Raw genomic sequence first — 15,724 nt, forward strand, 5'->3', positions numbered from 1 at the left:
GACGCCATCGGACCCATCCTGCAAGGCCTCGCAAAACCCGCAAACGACCTGTCGCGAGGATGCACAACAAAAGACATCATCAACGCCGCAGTCATAACAAATATACAAACAATCAGGAAATGACGCGAGAACCTCAGGACCAGAACCGGCAAAGCTGAAGACGCGCAGAAAGGCCCGCGTCCGCGCGTTGAAAACGCAGATCGCCGCCATGCTGAGAGGCGACCGTGGACACGATGGCCAGTCCCAGCCCCACGCCCGATGCATCCGCACTGTTGCGGCCACGCTGGAAGGCGCCGGTCAGCCGGTCGAGATCGTCCCCGGTCAGGACCGACCCGCGATCCGTGACGGTGATCCACGCGTCGTCGGCATCGCCGTCCACTGCGACCTCGGCCTCGCGGCCGTATTTCAGGGCGTTGTCGATCAGGTTCGACAGCGCACGTCGCAGTGCGGTCGGCTGACCGCGCATCAGGATCGTATGGGGATCGGGCATCTCGCGCGACGCGGCACGCGCGAACAACGTGCCGGCGCCGGTGCGTCGCGCGGGCGGCGCGACCATCCGGACCGGCAGGCCGACGTCCTGATAATCGGCGACCACCGCCTCGACCAGAGAGTTGAGCGACAATTGCCGGAAGGGCTCGGATCCGATCTCGGCCCTTGTATAAGTCAGCACGCCGTCGATCATGCTGGTCATCTCGTCGATGTCACGTTCCAGCTTGGCGCGCAGCTCGTCGTTCTCGATCAACGCGCTGCGCAGCCGCAGCCGCGTCGCCGGCGTTCCCAGATCGTGGCTGACGCCGGACAGCACCATCGCGCGGTTTTCCAGCGCCGCGCGGTCCTGCGCGACATAGGCGTTCACCGCCTCGGCGGTCTGGCGCAGTTCTTCGACGCCGCCGACGGGCAGGGCCGCGGTGCGGGCGCGGTGATCGCGCAGGGCGGCGGCAAAATTGCTGAAGGCGGACGATACCTCGGCAACCCAGCCAAGCAGCAATCCCAGCCCGCCGATCAGGATGGCTGCGGCCAAAAGGCGCCGGTCCGGCGGCGCGGCGTCGCAGCCCCACACGGGGATGCCGTCGATCCGGCTCCAGATCCCGTCGTCCAGCTGCACGAACAGCCGCGGTTCGGTGCAGAACCGCGCCAGGGTGCGGGTGACCGAGGCAAGTCCCGCGGCCTGTGACCCGCCGCCGAAACTTTGCACCTCGGCGGCGGGATACTGGATATCCGGCGACTGGATCCGCACCGACAGGCGCGGACCCTGTGCCATGTCGGGGCGTCCGCCGGTCAGGCTGATCCGCGTCTCTCGCCAGCCTGCGGGCAGCACAGGTGGCACGGCAAGCTGCGTCACCTCCAGCCCGTCGGGCAGGGCGCCGCCGTTCAGCAGGCTGTCATGCAGCGCCAGCCCGGCGACATAAGCCTGCACCAGATGCGTGCGCCATGCCGTTTCCGAGGACATCCAGACCCAGACGCCGGCGCCGCCGACGATGATCGCCAGAACCACCCAAAGGCTGGCCAGCCAGCGCAGGCTGAGACGCCTAAACATCGCTGCGCGTCACCTCGGCCGCGAAAACATAGCCGGTGCCGCGTTCGGTCCGGATCAGCGCGGTATCGGTCTTCTGCCGCAACCGGCCCACCAGCATGTCGATCGCGCGGCCTTCGGCGGCCTCGTCATCGTCCAGCGCGGCGGCGATTTCCTCGCGGCTCAGCGGGATCAGCGGATTGGCCAGGAAGACGCGCAGCAGCGCCGTCTCGCGCGCGGACAGCGCGACCTGCCAACCGCCGGGCGCCGTGACCTCGTCGCGCCGGGCGTCATAGCGCCAGTCGGCAAAGCGGCAGACGGCATCGCGCCGGCGATGCGTCAGGCTGGGTGCGCGATGGGCGCGGCGCAGCACCGCCCGGATCCGCGCCAGCAGCAGTTCGGGGTTGAAGGGCTTGGCGATATAGTCGTCGGCCCCGACCTCGTATCCCGCCATCCGCTGATGATCCGCGGACAAGGCCGAGACCATGATGATCGGCACATCCTGCGCCGCGCGGATCTCGGCGCAGATCGCAACCCCGTCATCGTCACCCAAGGACACGTCCAGCAGGATCAGATCGACCCGGGCTGCGCTTAGCGCGGTCAGCGCGGCCGCGCGGCTTTCGGTGCAGGTCACGTGAAATCCCTGCCGTTGCAGATAGGCGGCCAGCATCGCCGCCATCTCGGCGTCATCTTCGACGATCAGCAGCCGGTGCAGGCTCATCGGGGTATCCTCCGCGCATTCAGGGCGTTCTTAGCAGCCACGCGCAAGGCTTCGTAACAGTTTGTAACGTGGCGCGGGGATTTCTGCTGCACGCATGGCTGATCCGCGTTGTCGTCATGGCTGTGGATTTGGCATGATGATCGCCGACGCGGACCGCGAGTCCGTGCAACAAAGATCTGGGAGGATCCATGTATATGAAATCCGTTCTGGCGGCTTCGACCGCCATGATGCTGGCTGGCCCGGTGATGGCCGAGCCGACAGCCGAGGTTCTGCACTGGTGGACATCGGGCGGCGAGGCGAAATCCGTCGCCGTGTTGCAGGACCAGTTCAAGGCCGAAGGCGGCACCTGGACCGACATGCCGGTGGCCGGCGGTGGCGGCGATGCCGCGATGACCGCCCTGCGCGCCCGCGTTCTGGCCGGCAACGCGCCGACCGCCGTGCAGCTGAAAGGTCCGGCGATCCAGGAATGGTACGAGGAAACCGGGCTGGCCGATATCGGCTCGGTCGCCGAGGAAAATGGCTGGGACGATGTTCTGCCCGCGCAGTTGGCCGAACACATGAAATGCGAAGGCCAGTGGTGTGCCGCACCGGTCAACGTGCACCGCGTCAACTGGATCTGGGGCAACAAGCAGATCCTGGATGAACACGGCATCACCCAGCCGACGACCTGGGAAGAATTCAATGCCGCCGCCGAAAAGCTGAAAGAGGCGGGCGTCACGCCGCTGGCGCATGGCGGCCAGAACTGGCAGGACGCGACGATCTTCGAAACCGTCGTGCTGGGGCAGGGCGCCGATTTCTACCAGAAGGCGCTGGTCGATCTGGACCCCGAGGCGCTGAAGTCCGACACCATGAAGGGCGTCTTCGACGAATTGCGCACCCTGCGCGGCTATGTCGACGACAATTTCTCGGGCCGCGACTGGAACCTTGCCACCGCCATGGTGATGAACGGCGAGGCGGCATTCCAGATCATGGGTGACTGGGCCAAGGGCGAGTTCCTGGCCGCCGGCAAGCAGCCGGGGGTGGATTTCGTCTGCTGGCCGACGCCGGGCAACGGGTTCCTTTACAACGTCGACAGCTTTGCCTTCTTCAATGTCGAGGGTGAGGACAAGCAGCAGGGTCAGAAACTGCTGGCCAAGCTGATCATGGGCCCCGATTTCCAGAAGACGTTCAACCTGAACAAGGGATCGATTCCCGCCCGCACCGATGTGGCGCTGGACGAGTTCGACGATTGCGCCAAGCAGTCCAACCAGGACATGAGCGCTGACGCCGAAGACGGATCGCTGCTGCCGTCCTATGCCCACGGCATGGCGCTGCGCGGTGCGCAGGCTGGTGCGATCACCGATGTCGTGACGAACTTCTTCAACAGCGACATGTCGTCCGAGGACGCGGTGCAGCAACTGGCCGACGCCGTCGCCGCCTCGCAGATGTAATCACGCAAAGACGGCCCGCGGCGATGCGTTTCGGCGCGGGCCTTATCATTTGGGGGGACCTCCGGACATGGAATGGCTTGAACGCAACGTGCCCAAGCTGGTGCTTGCGCCGTCCTTCGTCGCGATCCTGATCTTCGTCTATGGCTTCATCGCATGGACCGCATGGGTCAGCCTGACGCGATCCAAGCTGATGCCGCGATACGAGCTTGATGGCTTCGGGCAATACACCCGGCTGTTCGCCTCGCCGCGCTGGGACGTCGCGATGAACAACCTCTATATCTTCGGGGCGCTGTTCATCATCATCTCGATGCTGATCGGACTGATGCTGGCGATCTTCCTGGATCAGAAGATCCGGGCCGAAGGTGTCCTGCGCACGATCTATCTTTACCCGATGGCGCTGTCGTTGATCGTGACCGGCACGGCGTGGAAATGGATCCTGAACCCGGGTCTGGGTATCCAGGAAATGGTCCGCGGCTGGGGGTTCGAAAGCTTTGCCTTCGACTGGCTGATCCGGCCGGAAATGGCGATCTATACCATCGTCATCGCCGCCGTCTGGCAGGCTTCTGGCTTTGTCATGGCGCTGTTCCTGGCGGGCCTGCGATCGGTGGATACCGAGATCATCCGTGCCGCGCAGGTCGACGGCATCCCGACGCGCCGGATCTATTCGGCGATCATCATTCCGACCATGGCGCCGATCTTCCTGTCCGCCTTCATCGTGCTGGCGCATCTGGCCATCAAGGCCTTCGATCTTGTCATCGCGCTGACCAATGGTGGTCCCGGCTATGCCACCGACCTTCCCGCGACCTACATGTATGCGATGGCATTCTCGCGCGGGGATCTGGGTCAGGCGGCCGCCAGCGCAATGATCATGATGATGGTCATCTTCGCCATCGTCGTCCCGTATCTTTACAGCGAATTGAGGCCGCGCCGTGACCAGTAACACAACCATGCTGCGCTGGGGTCTGTACGGCATCCTGATCCTGTTCGCGCTGTTCTATCTGCTGCCGCTTTTCGTGATGCTGACGACGTCGCTGAAAAGCCTTGAGGAAATCCGTACCGGCAGCCTGCTTGCGCTGCCGCGCGGTCTGACCTTCCAACCGTGGATCGAGGCCTGGTCCAGTGCCTGTGCCGGTACCCAATGCGAAGGATTGCGGCCATTCTTCTGGAACAGCGTCCTGATGGCGGTGCCCGCCGTGATGATCTCGACCATCGTCGGCGCGCTGAACGGCTATGTGTTCGCCCAGTGGCGGTTTCCGGGTGCGAACCTGTTCTTCGCCGCGATCTTGTTCGGCTGCTTCATCCCGTTCCAGGTGGTGCTGATGCCGATGGCACGGATGCTGGGCCTGATGGGCCTTGCGGGGACGATTCCGGGGCTGATCTTCGTGCATGTCATCTACGGGATCGGTTTCACCACGCTGTTCTTCCGCAACTACTATGTCACCATCCCGCAGGAGCTGGTGCGCGCTGCCAAGGTCGATGGGGCGGGCTTCTTCCGCATCTTCTGGTCGATCTTCCTGCCGATCTCGCTGCCGATCATCACCGTCTCGGTCATCTGGCAGTTCACCCAGATCTGGAACGACTTCCTGTTCGGGGTCAGCTTCAGCGGACCGGGCAGCCAGCCCGTGACCGTCGCGCTGAACAACATCGTCAACTCCACCACCGGCGTCAAAGCCTACAATGTGGACATGGCCGCCGCGATCATCGCCGCGCTGCCCACGCTGCTGGTCTATGTCGTCGCCGGGAAATACTTCATCCGCGGTCTGACCGCCGGTTCCGTGAAAGGGTGATCCCATGCCGATCCTCGAAATCGACCAACTGCAGAAATCCTATGGCGAAACCCATATCCTGCACGACATCAATATCAGCATCGAGGAAGGCGACTTTCTGGTGCTGGTCGGCCCCTCGGGCTGCGGCAAGTCCACGCTGCTGAACTGCATCGCGGGGCTGGAACCGATCACCGGCGGCACCATCCGCATCGCCGACCGCGACGTGACGGGCGTCAGCCCCAAGGATCGCGACATCGCCATGGTGTTCCAGTCCTATGCGCTGTACCCGACCATGTCGGTGGCCAAGAACATCACCTTCGGCATGCAGGTGCGCGGCGTGGACAAGGCGACGCAGGACCGCAAGCTGAAAGAGGTGGCGGGTCAGTTGCAGATCGAACAGCTTCTGCATCGCAAGCCGGGCCAGCTGTCCGGCGGCCAGCGGCAGCGCGTGGCGATGGGCCGGGCGCTGGTCCGCGATCCGAAGCTGTTCCTGTTCGACGAACCGCTGTCCAACCTTGACGCCAAGCTGCGCGTCAGCATGCGGACCGAGATCAAGAAGCTGCATCAGGATCTGAACGCCAGCATCGTCTATGTCACCCATGACCAGATCGAGGCGATGACGCTGGCCACCAAGATCGTCGTCATGAAGGCGGGCGTGATCCAGCAGATCGGCACCCCGGCGGAAATCTATAACCGCCCGGCCAACATGTTTGTGGCCGATTTCATGGGCAGCCCGGCGATGAACCTGATCCCGGCGCGGGCGCGCCCGCAGGACGGCGTGACCCGGATCGAGATCGACCGTGACGGGGCCGAGCCGCTGGTCATCACCGATCCGGTCGCGCGCGATCTGCCGGCCGAAATCGTTCTGGGTGTCCGTCCCGAAGATATCCACGAGGCGACCGGACAGGCGCATCTGCCCGAAAATGCCCAAGGTGCGGGGGGCGATGTGATGATCGACGTGGTCGAGCCCGCCGGCGCGGATACATTTGCCGTCACGCATCTGGGCGGAAAACCGGTGACCGCGCGGCTGCGCGCCGAAAGCGCGGTGGCGGCGAAGACGCGATTTCCGTTGGCGTTCGACCTGTCGAAAGTGTCCTATTTCTCGCCACAGGACGGCAGCCGCCTGAACTGAGTGTCAGACATTCGCGCGGCGTGGATCGTCGCGCGATCTGCGCTCAGCGTTCCGAAGCTGCGACCGCCGCAATGACCTTGCTGGCGGTCGTCGCCGTGTCGCGCCAATCGGGCAGGGCCTGACCTGCCGCTTCAGCCGCCAGGGTCAGCCGTTCCCGCAGGGCCCCGTCAGACAGGATGCGGTCCAGCGCCGCTGCAAACGCCGCCGGATCGTCGGTCGGTGTCAGCAATCTTGTGCCGGTCGGCAGCGTCTCGGGCACCGCCCCGGTGTCGCAGCTGACGACCGGCAATCCGTTCAACAAGGCCTCGTCGAAGACGATGCCGTATCCCTCGTATCTGGTCGCCAGTGCAAAGACCGATGCGCGGGCGTAAAGGCGCCGCAGCCGGGTGTCGTCGACGCGGCCAGCAAGCTGGATCCGCGCCGCGACAGGGCTGGCGTTCACCATGTCCTGCAAGGCGGCGGCATGGGATCTGTCCCACGGATTGCCGACGATGACCGCCTGCCAGTCCAGATGCGCGATACGCGTCAGGGCCGCGATCAGCACGTCATGGCCCTTGCGCGGATGCAGGATGCCGACCGACAGGATCAGGGGTGGGCTAACCGGTGCGCGGGGCAGGCGTGTCTTGTCCACGCCGGGCCGGGCCACGGTGATCTTTGCGGGCGGCACGTCATAGCGGTCGATCAGGATCCGGCGCGTATGCGGGCTGGGAACCAGCACATGCCGCGACAGTCGCAGATTTTCCCGCTCGGTCTGCAGAAGCTGCGCGCGGCGCGCAGCGCTCAGCCCGCTTTCTTCCGCCAGCGGGTGGTGGACCATGGCGATCACCGGGGCACGAACAGTTGCCAGCCCGGAGGGGTCGATGGCGCCGGACACCAGCCCGTCAAGGATCAGCGGGCGGGCCGGGTCCAGAGACCGCAACATGCCGACCGCGCATGCCATGTCGTCGGGACCGGCATCCGGAAAACTGGCAGGCAGTTCCAGATGCTGCATGTCGTGTCCCAGTTCGCGCAGGCCCGACAGCAGCCGCTTTTCGTACAAATAGCCGCCGGTCAGGGTGTCGATATCCCCCGGGATCGCAAAGGCGGCGGGGATCACCGGCGGACCTGTTCGGGGGCATAGATGGACAGGATGCGCCGTTCGACGGCTGCGACACCGGCATAGCAGACGGCCGAAATCGTCGTGACCACGACGACCGCTGCCCAAAGCATGTTATAGTCCGACACCGAAGCCGAAAGCGCCATCAGGCTGCCCAGACCGCGACCGGTGGTCAGCCATTCGACCACCGTAACGGCAAGGATCGCGGCAGGAACGCTCATCCTGGCGGCGGCGAACAGCGCGGGCAGCATCGCGGGAAGACGGACATGCGCCATCTGGCGCAGCCGCCCGGCGGCATAGGTATGGAACACGTCAAGGATCTGCCCCGGCGCCTGGCGCAGCCCGTGCAGGCAAGCAACCAGCGTCGGAAAGAACACCATCACCGCGACCAGTGAAATCGTGCCAAGCGCGCCGCGCCCCAGAAACAGCACGATCAGCGGGGCCGTCGTGACGATCGGCACCGACCGCAGGGCGACGGCGATCGGCATGACCAGCGCCGACAGGTTCGGCACGATCACCAGCGCGACGGCCAATCCCGCGCCAAGGATCAACCCGGCCAGATAGCCGGGAAGCAGGAATACCGCCGTTTCGGCCAGTGCCGCCCACAACGTGTCGCGGGTCGCGGCGGCCTGGGGCGCCGTGGTCAGCGCGGCCATCACGTCCAGAGGAGACTTGGCGAAAAACGGATTCATGCCCGGCAGCGCCATGGCGCCCCACCACAACACCAGCACCACCGCGACCAGCAGGATGGGCTGCATGACCCGTTCCGGACGGGAACCCCCCATGATGCGCGGCGGTGCAAGGATCACCGGCGGCCGGTCGTGCAGGACCGCCCGCGCCAGCGCGCCGATCGCGGCATAGACTGCCATCGACACCGCCGCAGCCAGCGCCGCGATCGCCCACAGCGCCGGCACGTCCAGCGCGCGCATGAAGCGAATGGTCAAGACGCCCATGCCCCGTTCTGCCCCGGTGAATTCGCCCACCATCGCGCCAAGGAACGCGGCCGGTGCGGCGATCTGCAGACCCGCGAACAGATAGGGCAGGGCGGCTCGGGCGCGGACATGGATCAATTCGGACCAGCGGCCGCGCCCATAGCTGTGGACCAGGTCCAGCCAGACGGCGGGCGTCGCGCGCAGCCCGGTCAACAGCGGGATCAGGGTGGTGTAGTAAACTGCCAGTGCGGCAAGGACGATCTGCGGGCCGTCGCCCGGGCCCATCAGGACGCGCAGGATCGGGCCGGTCGCGATCAGCGGCAGGCAGAAGACCACCAGCGCCAATCCCGAAACAAGGTTCAGAAGGCGCGGCCAGATCATCGCCACCGCGGCCAGTGCGACGGCGACCAGATTACCCGCCAGAAACCCCAGCGTGGCATTGGCCAGGGTGGCGCTTAAGGCGCGTCCGATCAGGCCGGGATTGGTGGTGATCCACCTCGCGACCTCGGTCGGACCTGCAACCAGATGTCCGCCTTGCAGGGCGGCAGCCAGGGCAACCCAGCCAAGGATCAGAATGCCCCCCCCCAGAAGCGGCGGGCCGACGGCCGCCGCGCGCATCATTGCGCCGCCATCGGGGCGTTGTCGGCGTCGCCCTGCGCCAGCGCCTCGGAGGTTCGGGTCACCAGTGCGCGGAACTCGGCGCTGTCCGTCATTTCAGGGCCGCGCGGACGCGGCAGCGGCACGGCGATATCCGCGACGATCCGTGCCGGGCGCGGGCTGAGCACAAGGATACGGTCTGCCAGCGTCACGGCCTCGTGGATGGAATGGGTGACCAGCAATGTCGTCGTGCCGCGTGGCTGCCACAGCGGCGGCAGGTCGCGGGCCAGTTGCCGACGGGTCAGTTCGTCCACCGCGCCGAAGGGTTCGTCAAGCAGCAGGATCTGCGGCCGCGTCGCCAGCGCCCGGGCAATCGCGGCGCGTTGGCGCATGCCGCCCGACAGGGCGGCGGGTCGCGTTTCCTCGGACCCCGACAGGCCGACAAGACCGATCAGATCCTCGACCAGGACCGGGTCGGGCGGCTGTCGCGCCAGTTTCCGTGCCAGCGCGACATTCGCGCGGACGGTCAGCCATGGCAGCAGCGACGGATCCTGGAACGCCACCGAGATCGCGCCCCGCGACCTTTGGCGGTCGGGGGTCAGGTCGTCGATGCGCACCTCGCCCTCGCTGGGTTCCTCCAGCCCGGCGATCAACCGCAGCAGCGTCGATTTTCCGCAGCCCGACGGTCCGACCAGCGCCGTGGTGGCGCCTGCGTCGAAGGACACATCAAGCGGCGCGACGGCGCGCAGGCCGCCGGGAAACGCCTTGCCCAGTCCGGTGCAGACAATCCGTGCGCGGCCGTCGGTGTCAGCCATGGACTTCTTCGAGGATCGAGCGATCCCACAATTGGGGCGTGACCTCGCGCCCAAGAAGGGCCAGCGTTTCGATATTGGCCTGAACGCTGTCGTCGCTGAACCAGCCGAACCCGTACCGGTCGGTCTGGTCGGAAAACATCAGCGGCACCTGACGTTCCGCTTGAAGCTTCTGCGTGGGCAGGTCCAGACCGGCGTCCGGAAACATCTGCACCGTCAGTTCGGCCGCGGCGTCGGTGTCGCCGCGATAGGCGTCCCATCCGCGTGCCTCGCCCGACATCAGCGCGACCAGTTCCGCCCGGCGGTCGCGCAGGCTGTCTTGCGTCGCGATATAGGTCTGGGAATGGACCGCATAGCCGTGATCGGCCATCAGCATGGTCTGCGCGTCGATGCCGTTGATGGCCATCGCGACGGGCAGGTCGGTTTCCCAGCACAGCAGGCAATCGACCTCGCCGGACACCAGGGGTTGGGCGGAATACTGCGTCGGCACGATCTGGATCGCGTCGAAATCAATATCGTTCAGCGTGCACAGCGCCTGCAGGACCGGCGTGTTGGCCAGCGCCATGCCGATCTTGCGGCCTTCCAGATCGGCGGGTGTGGCGACCGGATTGTCGGCCAGCGAGGCGATTGCAAACGGGTTCTTCTGCATCGCGACGCCGATGATCTTGAACTTTGCCCCCTGCGCCACCGCCGCCGCGGTGTAGTCGGCCGCCGAAATCCCGACCAGCGCAGTTCCGGACACGACCGGGGGCTCGACCGGCGCGTTCGGCCCGCCCTGCAGCAGCGACACGTCCAGACCGGCGTCTTGCCACCAGCCGTTCTTCTGCGCCAGATAGCTGCCTGCGAACTGCACCGAATGCAGCCATGACAACTGCAGGCTGACCGGCGTCGCGGCGAAGGCGGCATAGCGTGTGAAGGGCAACACGGCGGCGCCGGTTGCCGCCGCCAGCAGCCCACGCCGCGTGAGGGTGGGGGAAGACATCACGAAACCTCCATCTTGGGTTTGTCCGGCGCAGAGCTTGAGGGGCAAACACCCCGATGCGCAGTTGCGTTCCCGCCGCGCCGCAATATGGGCGCAAGAAGGCCCGGCAGGCTGCTGGCCAGGAACAAGATGCCAAAGGCCACACTGGCGGCCAGACCGGCCCCGGCGCCAAGTCCTGCCAGCGGAAAGATCGCCGCCGCCGCCCCCTCTCGGATGCCCCAGCCGGCGACCGAGATCGGGATCATCATGGCGAACAGGATCGGGGGTATCAGGATCAGCGCGGTCAGCGGCGGCAGCGTGCTGCCGGTGGCGCGGGCGGCTAGCGCGAAGGCGGCGATATTGGTCAGCACCGTGCCAAGGCTCAGCAGGATCTGGCGCGGCAGAACGCCGGGGGCCAGCAGACCAAGCGATAGCGCATGCCGGACGTTCGCCGCGACGCGGCCCGAGGCGCGGGCGACGATCAGCGCCGCCAAGGCGGCGATCGACAGCACGGCGATCAGGATCGCGGGCAGATGGGGGGGCAGGGGCTGGTCCAGCGGCCATGCCCACGATGTGACGGCGGCGGCCAGCAGCACGATCACAAGCATCGCATTGCCCATGAACCGTTCCAAGATGACGGCCAGCGCGGCGGGTGTCTTGCGATTCCGGCCTGCGCTGCGCAAGGCGCGCCCGACATCGCCCACCATGCCGCCCGGTAGGATCTGGTTCACCAACTGACCAAGATAATATTCCATAAGCGCGTGAAACGCGCCCATCCGGATGCCCAGTTGCCGGGCCGTCAGCCGCCAGCGCCAGGCCGAAAGCCATGTCTGCACGCTGAGCGCGACGAACGCCGCCAGCGCCCATCCGGGGGACATGTCGGCCAGTCGCGCGTTGGCATCGGTGCCCCGCAGCGCCATCCACACAAGCGCCAGCATCGACAGGGCAATCGCTGCGCGCAGAAACCTCATGACGGCGCCGCGGCGCTGGTAAAGCTGGTTAGGATCAGGTCGCGCATCCTGTCCATCGGGATGGCGTCACTTCCCTCGGGCGGGATCAGTCCGGGGGTGAACCCCCAGTCGGACGTTCGCGCGACCAGGTTTTCCGGACCGATGACATGCAGCGCAACATCGGGGCGATCGTCCATCGCGATGCCTGGTGCTGCCTGATGGTCCCCCAGCAGAAAGATCAACGGACCGTCCGGCCCCTGACGTTCGGCATACTCCAAAGCCGTCTGCAGCGCATAGTCGACGGAATCGCGATAGTGCCGCCGGACCCGATCCCGATCGCGCCACACATCGCGGGGACTGTCCCCTGAAACGGCCATCGCGTTGAATTCGGTGCCGTCGCCGATTTCGTCCCAGGCCAGCAAATGCGGCACAGGCGTCCACGGCGCGTGAGAGGATACCAGCGCGATCTGGGCGAACAGATGCGGCCGGTCCGGGTCGCGTCGCAACATCCGGTCGGCGGCTGTCAGCGTGAACTGATCGGGCATGGTGACCCAGTTGAACGGCTTGCCGCGATAACCCAGATCCGCAGCGGGCAGGATATGGTCGAACCCCATCCGTTGCGCCTCGGGCCATGGCATGGTGATGGCAGGCATGACAGCGGCGGTCGCGAAGCCCGCGTCTCGGGCCAGGTGGAAGATGGATTGACGCCCGCTGGCCAGCACCGCGCGATAGCGGGTCTGGTCGCTGACCCACAGCCCGTTGGCGAAACTGGCATGCGACAGCCAGCTTTGCCCGCCCTGCGTCGGCGCCGACAGAAATCCCGACCGCATCGACAGCCCTGTGCCTTGCAGCCGTGCCTGCGCGTGGCGCAGCGTCTTCAGGTGGCGTTCGGCATGAAAGTCCACGTCGAAACTGGCCCGGCCATAGCTTTCGACGAAGATCACCAGCACGTCACGGTCGATCCGGTCCAGAAGCCCCGTTTGCCCTGCAAACGGATCCTCTGCCGCCGCCCGACGCAAGTTCCGCAGATCTGCGACGGTCTGGCGGGCGAGCTGCATTTTCGACAGTGCATAGGCCCCGTTATCCGCCGCGTGCAGCCCGGCCATCGGCAGGGCCAGCGTGACGATGCAGACGGCCAGCGCCGCCAGACGGGTTTGCGGCCGCCAGTCGCGCGAGGCCCAAGGCCCGGTCGCCCGCCAGATCGACCAGATGATGCCGCACGCCGCAACTGCGGCGATCAGCGCGACCCCGACCGCCGCCACCTGCCCGAAACTGCCCGTGATCAGGTTCATCGAGGCGGGGATCAGCGGCAGGTCTGCCACCGTGTTGAAACTGCGCCCCAGCGCCTGCTGCATCGCCAGATCGGCGATTTTCTGAACGACCAGCAGCGACAGCGCGACTGTCACGACGACCCGCGTGACCCCGCCGATCAGACACAACGCGGCCAGCAGCAATGGCAGTTCGATCACCAGGATGCCGGGCCCGCTGACCGGCGGCAGCGCCAGAACGGCTGCCAGAACGGCGGCGGCCAGTGTCAGACGCAGCGGGGCACGGGTCATGCATGCCTCCACAGCCATCGGATATCGACGGCAAATGACCACAGCAGCGCGGCCCCCGTCAGCCGGGCCAGCCAGATCGTCAGATCCGCGGGCAGTGCCGGCAATTGCAGCAGAACCAGTGTCGCCAGCTGAACCACGCAGATCAGCTTGCGCCGGAACCGTGGTGGCAGCGGTGCAGTCAGCGCAGGCCAGACCACACCCGCTGCCACGAACACATAGCGCGTCAGCCCCAGCAACAGGATCTCGGCCCCGACCTTGGTGCCCGACAGGATATGCAGCGACAGGATCAGCGCCAATGAGGCATCGACCTCCATGTCGAACCGCGCGCCGAACCCCGAGGCAAGACCGCTGCGCCGTGCCAGCCAGCCATCCACCCCGTCCAGCGCAAGGGCAGCCCCCCCGATGACGGCAACCGTCAGTCCCGCGGCCTCGCCCGCCGCCAGAGGCGGCAGCAAAGCGGCGACCAGCGCGGCGCGCAGCAATGTCACGGCGTTACAGCCACCGATCCGGGAATGTGGATAAAAGCGGCGCATCAGCATCAGGACAGCACCCGATCCCGCCAGATACAGGGCCGAAGCGATCCACCAGCCCGTCGCGTTACCCGCCGCGCCGCCATGGCGACACAGCTGCATCACCGCGACCCCTGTCAGCGCGCAGATGGCCAGCTGCAGCGACAGCGGCAACATCGAAGCGGGGGGCCGCATGAGATCAGAAGTGGCGGGGCGGGTTGCACACATTCGGCCAAGCCTATGCGAAGCCCGTGCAGCGTCAAGCAGAGCCTTTGTCGCGCTAGGCAGAACGGTTCGCGGGCGCTAGACTGACGTCGCAAGAGGAAACATGATGACCCGGCATTCGAACAGCTACCAGACGCCCGCGCGGCTTTTTCACTGGATCATCGCGGCTGCGGTGCTGCTGATGATCCCCGCCGGGCTGATCATGACGCAAGAGGGGATCGCCCGGCCGCTTCAGGACACGCTGTTCCTGTTTCACAAGAATATGGGCGTCATGCTGATCCCGCTGATCCTGTTGCGGCTGATCTATCGTCTGCGCCACCCCGCGCCGCCCTTGCCATCATCCCTGCCCGGCTGGCAGCGCAGCGCGGCGGCGGTGTCGCATTGGCTGTTGTATCTTCTGCTGATCGTGATGCCGATCAGCGGTTTCGTCAGGGTCCGCGCGGGCGGTTTCCCGATCGAGTTGCTGGATCGTCTGGGTGCGGGGCCGTGGCTTGCCAAGTCCGAGGCGCTGGCGGATGCCGCGAAGGGTCTGCACTACGCTGCCGCATTGCTGCTGATCGCGGTGCTTGCGGTGCATATCGGCGCGGCACTGCAGCATGGGTTGATCCGCCGCGATGGCGTCTGGTCGCGGATCTGGCCGCCTGTGCGACCGCGTGACTAGGGCACAGCCGCTGCGGGTGAAATCGCCGCCCATGCGGGGCTGGCCTGTCACGGCATGATCGTTAGAGTAGGGGCAGGACAGGAATGTGACGGACCCTAGATGGCCAAGGACAGCATGGACGACCGGCAGGTGGCCCGCCCTGCGCAAGAGGCGATGGATCTGACCCCCGAACTGGTTCGGCGCAGCTTGCGGGATGAACCGGATCTGGGCCCCGAGCCGGGCTGGACCCATCTTGAAGAGGACGAGGTGGATCAGCTTGCCGCAAGATACGAGCGTGAATGCGGCGATGATCCGCTGTGGCTTTTCGCCTATGGGTCGCTGATCTGGAAACCGGATTTCGACGCCGTGGACCATCGCCGGGCGACGGCCTATGGCTGGCACCGGTCGTTCTGCCTGCGCATGACGCGCTGGCGCGGATCGCCCCAGCAGAACGGCCTGATGATGGCGCTTGAACGCGGGGGACGCTGCGACGGGGTGATCTATCGGCTGCCCGATGAAGACCGTCATGCGCAGTTGCGCCGGCTTCTGCTGCGCGAGATCCGGTTTCACCAGAATGTGGACATGATCCGCTGGATCCCGGTCCATACCCGGCAAGGGCGCGTGCGGGCACTGGTCTTCTGGGCAGGTCCGCGCGGCGACCGGGTGGAAAGCCGCAAGCCGCTGGATCAGGTCGCGCCGATCCTGGCCCGAGCCTGCGGGCCGGTCGGATCATGCGCGGAATACCTGCACAACACCGTGCTGCATCTGCGAGAATTCGGAATCAACGATCGCAACCTGTGGCGGCTGCAATCGCTGGTGGCTGACGAAATCCGTGCGATGGGCCCGGCCGACGCCGAAAATGGCGGGCGGCCGGGCTGACC

Annotated in this window: 16 protein-coding genes; 7 read left to right on the forward strand and 9 right to left on the reverse strand. The window is 66.1% G+C overall.

The annotated features are described in order from the left end of the window. The coding region (locus J7359_RS17950) for a phosphate acyltransferase (RefSeq protein WP_280637529.1) at window positions 1–123 on the forward strand (123 nt) is incomplete at its 5' end. Between the two features lie 10 nt (window positions 124–133). Here the strand turns inward: J7359_RS17950 and J7359_RS17955 are convergent. Continuing rightward, window positions 134–1,537 (reverse strand): ATP-binding protein, encoded by a 1,404-nt coding sequence (locus J7359_RS17955; RefSeq protein WP_209058678.1) that lies wholly within the window; start codon window positions 1,535–1,537, stop codon window positions 134–136. Continuing rightward, window positions 1,530–2,234, reverse strand: a complete 705-nt coding sequence (locus tag J7359_RS17960) for a response regulator transcription factor (RefSeq protein ID WP_209058679.1) — start codon at window positions 2,232–2,234, stop codon at window positions 1,530–1,532. Before J7359_RS17960 ends, J7359_RS17955 begins: the two co-directional genes overlap by 8 nt. Before the next feature lie 188 nt (window positions 2,235–2,422). Here J7359_RS17960 and J7359_RS17965 point away from each other — a divergent pair, with 188 nt between their 5' ends. The 4 genes from J7359_RS17965 to ugpC all read left to right on the forward strand — a co-directional run bounded on the left by J7359_RS17965 (window position 2,423) and on the right by ugpC (window position 6,562). Then, window positions 2,423–3,664, forward strand: a complete 1,242-nt coding sequence (locus tag J7359_RS17965) for an ABC transporter substrate-binding protein (RefSeq protein ID WP_247740511.1) — start codon at window positions 2,423–2,425, stop codon at window positions 3,662–3,664. A 67-nt stretch (window positions 3,665–3,731) separates the two neighbouring features. Then, the gene (locus tag J7359_RS17970) at window positions 3,732–4,604 is read left to right on the forward strand and encodes a sugar ABC transporter permease (protein WP_209058680.1); all 873 of its coding nucleotides are present in this window, start codon (window positions 3,732–3,734) and stop codon (window positions 4,602–4,604) included. 7 nt (window positions 4,605–4,611) lie between these two features. Then, window positions 4,612–5,451 carry a carbohydrate ABC transporter permease gene (locus tag J7359_RS17975; protein ID WP_209058820.1) on the forward strand — a complete coding sequence of 280 codons (840 nt, stop codon included), beginning with the start codon at window positions 4,612–4,614 and terminating at the stop codon, window positions 5,449–5,451. Window positions 5,452–5,455: 4 nt separating this feature from the next. Then, complete coding sequence (gene ugpC / locus J7359_RS17980; RefSeq protein ID WP_209058681.1) at window positions 5,456–6,562, forward strand: sn-glycerol-3-phosphate ABC transporter ATP-binding protein UgpC; 1,107 nt, start codon at window positions 5,456–5,458, stop codon at window positions 6,560–6,562. Between the two features lie 43 nt (window positions 6,563–6,605). Here ugpC and J7359_RS17985 read toward each other — a convergent pair whose 3' ends face one another. Genes J7359_RS17985 through J7359_RS18015 form a run of 7 tightly spaced genes read right to left on the reverse strand, consistent with a single transcriptional unit; the run spans window position 6,606 to window position 14,173 of the window. After that, window positions 6,606–7,658 carry a glycosyltransferase family 4 protein gene (locus tag J7359_RS17985; protein ID WP_348524418.1) on the reverse strand — a complete coding sequence of 351 codons (1,053 nt, stop codon included), beginning with the start codon at window positions 7,656–7,658 and terminating at the stop codon, window positions 6,606–6,608. After that, window positions 7,655–9,211 carry an ABC transporter permease subunit gene (locus J7359_RS17990; RefSeq protein WP_247740512.1) on the reverse strand — a complete coding sequence of 519 codons (1,557 nt, stop codon included), beginning with the start codon at window positions 9,209–9,211 and terminating at the stop codon, window positions 7,655–7,657. Before J7359_RS17990 ends, J7359_RS17985 begins: the two co-directional genes overlap by 4 nt. Continuing rightward, complete coding sequence (locus tag J7359_RS17995; protein WP_209058682.1) at window positions 9,208–10,002, reverse strand: ABC transporter ATP-binding protein; 795 nt, start codon at window positions 10,000–10,002, stop codon at window positions 9,208–9,210. The genes J7359_RS17990 and J7359_RS17995 overlap by 4 nt, the downstream gene beginning before the upstream one ends. Next, complete coding sequence (locus tag J7359_RS18000; protein ID WP_209058683.1) at window positions 9,995–10,981, reverse strand: ABC transporter substrate-binding protein; 987 nt, start codon at window positions 10,979–10,981, stop codon at window positions 9,995–9,997. Before J7359_RS18000 ends, J7359_RS17995 begins: the two co-directional genes overlap by 8 nt. Continuing rightward, window positions 10,981–11,931 (reverse strand): lysylphosphatidylglycerol synthase transmembrane domain-containing protein, encoded by a 951-nt coding sequence (locus J7359_RS18005; RefSeq protein ID WP_209058685.1) that lies wholly within the window; start codon window positions 11,929–11,931, stop codon window positions 10,981–10,983. The genes J7359_RS18000 and J7359_RS18005 overlap by 1 nt, the downstream gene beginning before the upstream one ends. Continuing rightward, a complete protein-coding gene (locus J7359_RS18010; protein WP_209058687.1) occupies window positions 11,928–13,469 on the reverse strand; it encodes a sulfatase-like hydrolase/transferase in 1,542 nt (513 codons plus the stop codon). The genes J7359_RS18005 and J7359_RS18010 overlap by 4 nt, the downstream gene beginning before the upstream one ends. Then, window positions 13,466–14,173, reverse strand: coding sequence for a CDP-alcohol phosphatidyltransferase family protein (locus tag J7359_RS18015; protein WP_247740513.1), 708 nt, complete (start codon window positions 14,171–14,173; stop codon window positions 13,466–13,468). The genes J7359_RS18010 and J7359_RS18015 overlap by 4 nt, the downstream gene beginning before the upstream one ends. Before the next feature lie 136 nt (window positions 14,174–14,309). Between J7359_RS18015 and J7359_RS18020 the strand changes: the two genes are divergently transcribed. Then, on the forward strand, window positions 14,310–14,864 hold the full coding sequence (locus J7359_RS18020) for a cytochrome b/b6 domain-containing protein (protein ID WP_209058691.1): 555 nt from the start codon (window positions 14,310–14,312) through the stop codon (window positions 14,862–14,864). Window positions 14,865–14,963: 99 nt separating this feature from the next. Beyond that, window positions 14,964–15,722 (forward strand): gamma-glutamylcyclotransferase, encoded by a 759-nt coding sequence (locus J7359_RS18025; protein ID WP_209058695.1) that lies wholly within the window; start codon window positions 14,964–14,966, stop codon window positions 15,720–15,722. Window positions 15,723–15,724: the final 2 nt, after the last annotated feature.

This window comes from Paracoccus sp. R12_2, assembly GCF_017744015.1.
In the GTDB taxonomy this organism is placed as follows: Bacteria; Pseudomonadota; Alphaproteobacteria; order Rhodobacterales; family Rhodobacteraceae; genus Paracoccus.

Coding starts and splice junctions, on each gene's coding strand:
- J7359_RS17990 (WP_247740512.1), bottom strand. CDS start 9,211: ATGATGCGCGCGGCGGCCGTCGGCCCGCCGCTTCTGGGGGGGGGCATT.
- J7359_RS18025 (WP_209058695.1), top strand. CDS start 14,964: ATGGCCAAGGACAGCATGGACGACCGGCAGGTGGCCCGCCCTGCGCAA.
- J7359_RS17960 (WP_209058679.1), bottom strand. CDS start 2,234: ATGAGCCTGCACCGGCTGCTGATCGTCGAAGATGACGCCGAGATGGCG.
- J7359_RS18015 (WP_247740513.1), bottom strand. CDS start 14,173: ATGCGGCCCCCCGCTTCGATGTTGCCGCTGTCGCTGCAGCTGGCCATC.
- J7359_RS18005 (WP_209058685.1), bottom strand. CDS start 11,931: ATGAGGTTTCTGCGCGCAGCGATTGCCCTGTCGATGCTGGCGCTTGTG.
- J7359_RS17975 (WP_209058820.1), top strand. CDS start 4,612: ATGCTGCGCTGGGGTCTGTACGGCATCCTGATCCTGTTCGCGCTGTTC.
- J7359_RS18000 (WP_209058683.1), bottom strand. CDS start 10,981: ATGTCTTCCCCCACCCTCACGCGGCGTGGGCTGCTGGCGGCGGCAACC.
- J7359_RS18010 (WP_209058687.1), bottom strand. CDS start 13,469: ATGACCCGTGCCCCGCTGCGTCTGACACTGGCCGCCGCCGTTCTGGCA.
- J7359_RS18020 (WP_209058691.1), top strand. CDS start 14,310: ATGACCCGGCATTCGAACAGCTACCAGACGCCCGCGCGGCTTTTTCAC.
- J7359_RS17995 (WP_209058682.1), bottom strand. CDS start 10,002: ATGGCTGACACCGACGGCCGCGCACGGATTGTCTGCACCGGACTGGGC.
- J7359_RS17955 (WP_209058678.1), bottom strand. CDS start 1,537: ATGTTTAGGCGTCTCAGCCTGCGCTGGCTGGCCAGCCTTTGGGTGGTT.
- ugpC (WP_209058681.1), top strand. CDS start 5,456: ATGCCGATCCTCGAAATCGACCAACTGCAGAAATCCTATGGCGAAACC.
- J7359_RS17965 (WP_247740511.1), top strand. CDS start 2,423: ATGTATATGAAATCCGTTCTGGCGGCTTCGACCGCCATGATGCTGGCT.
- J7359_RS17970 (WP_209058680.1), top strand. CDS start 3,732: ATGGAATGGCTTGAACGCAACGTGCCCAAGCTGGTGCTTGCGCCGTCC.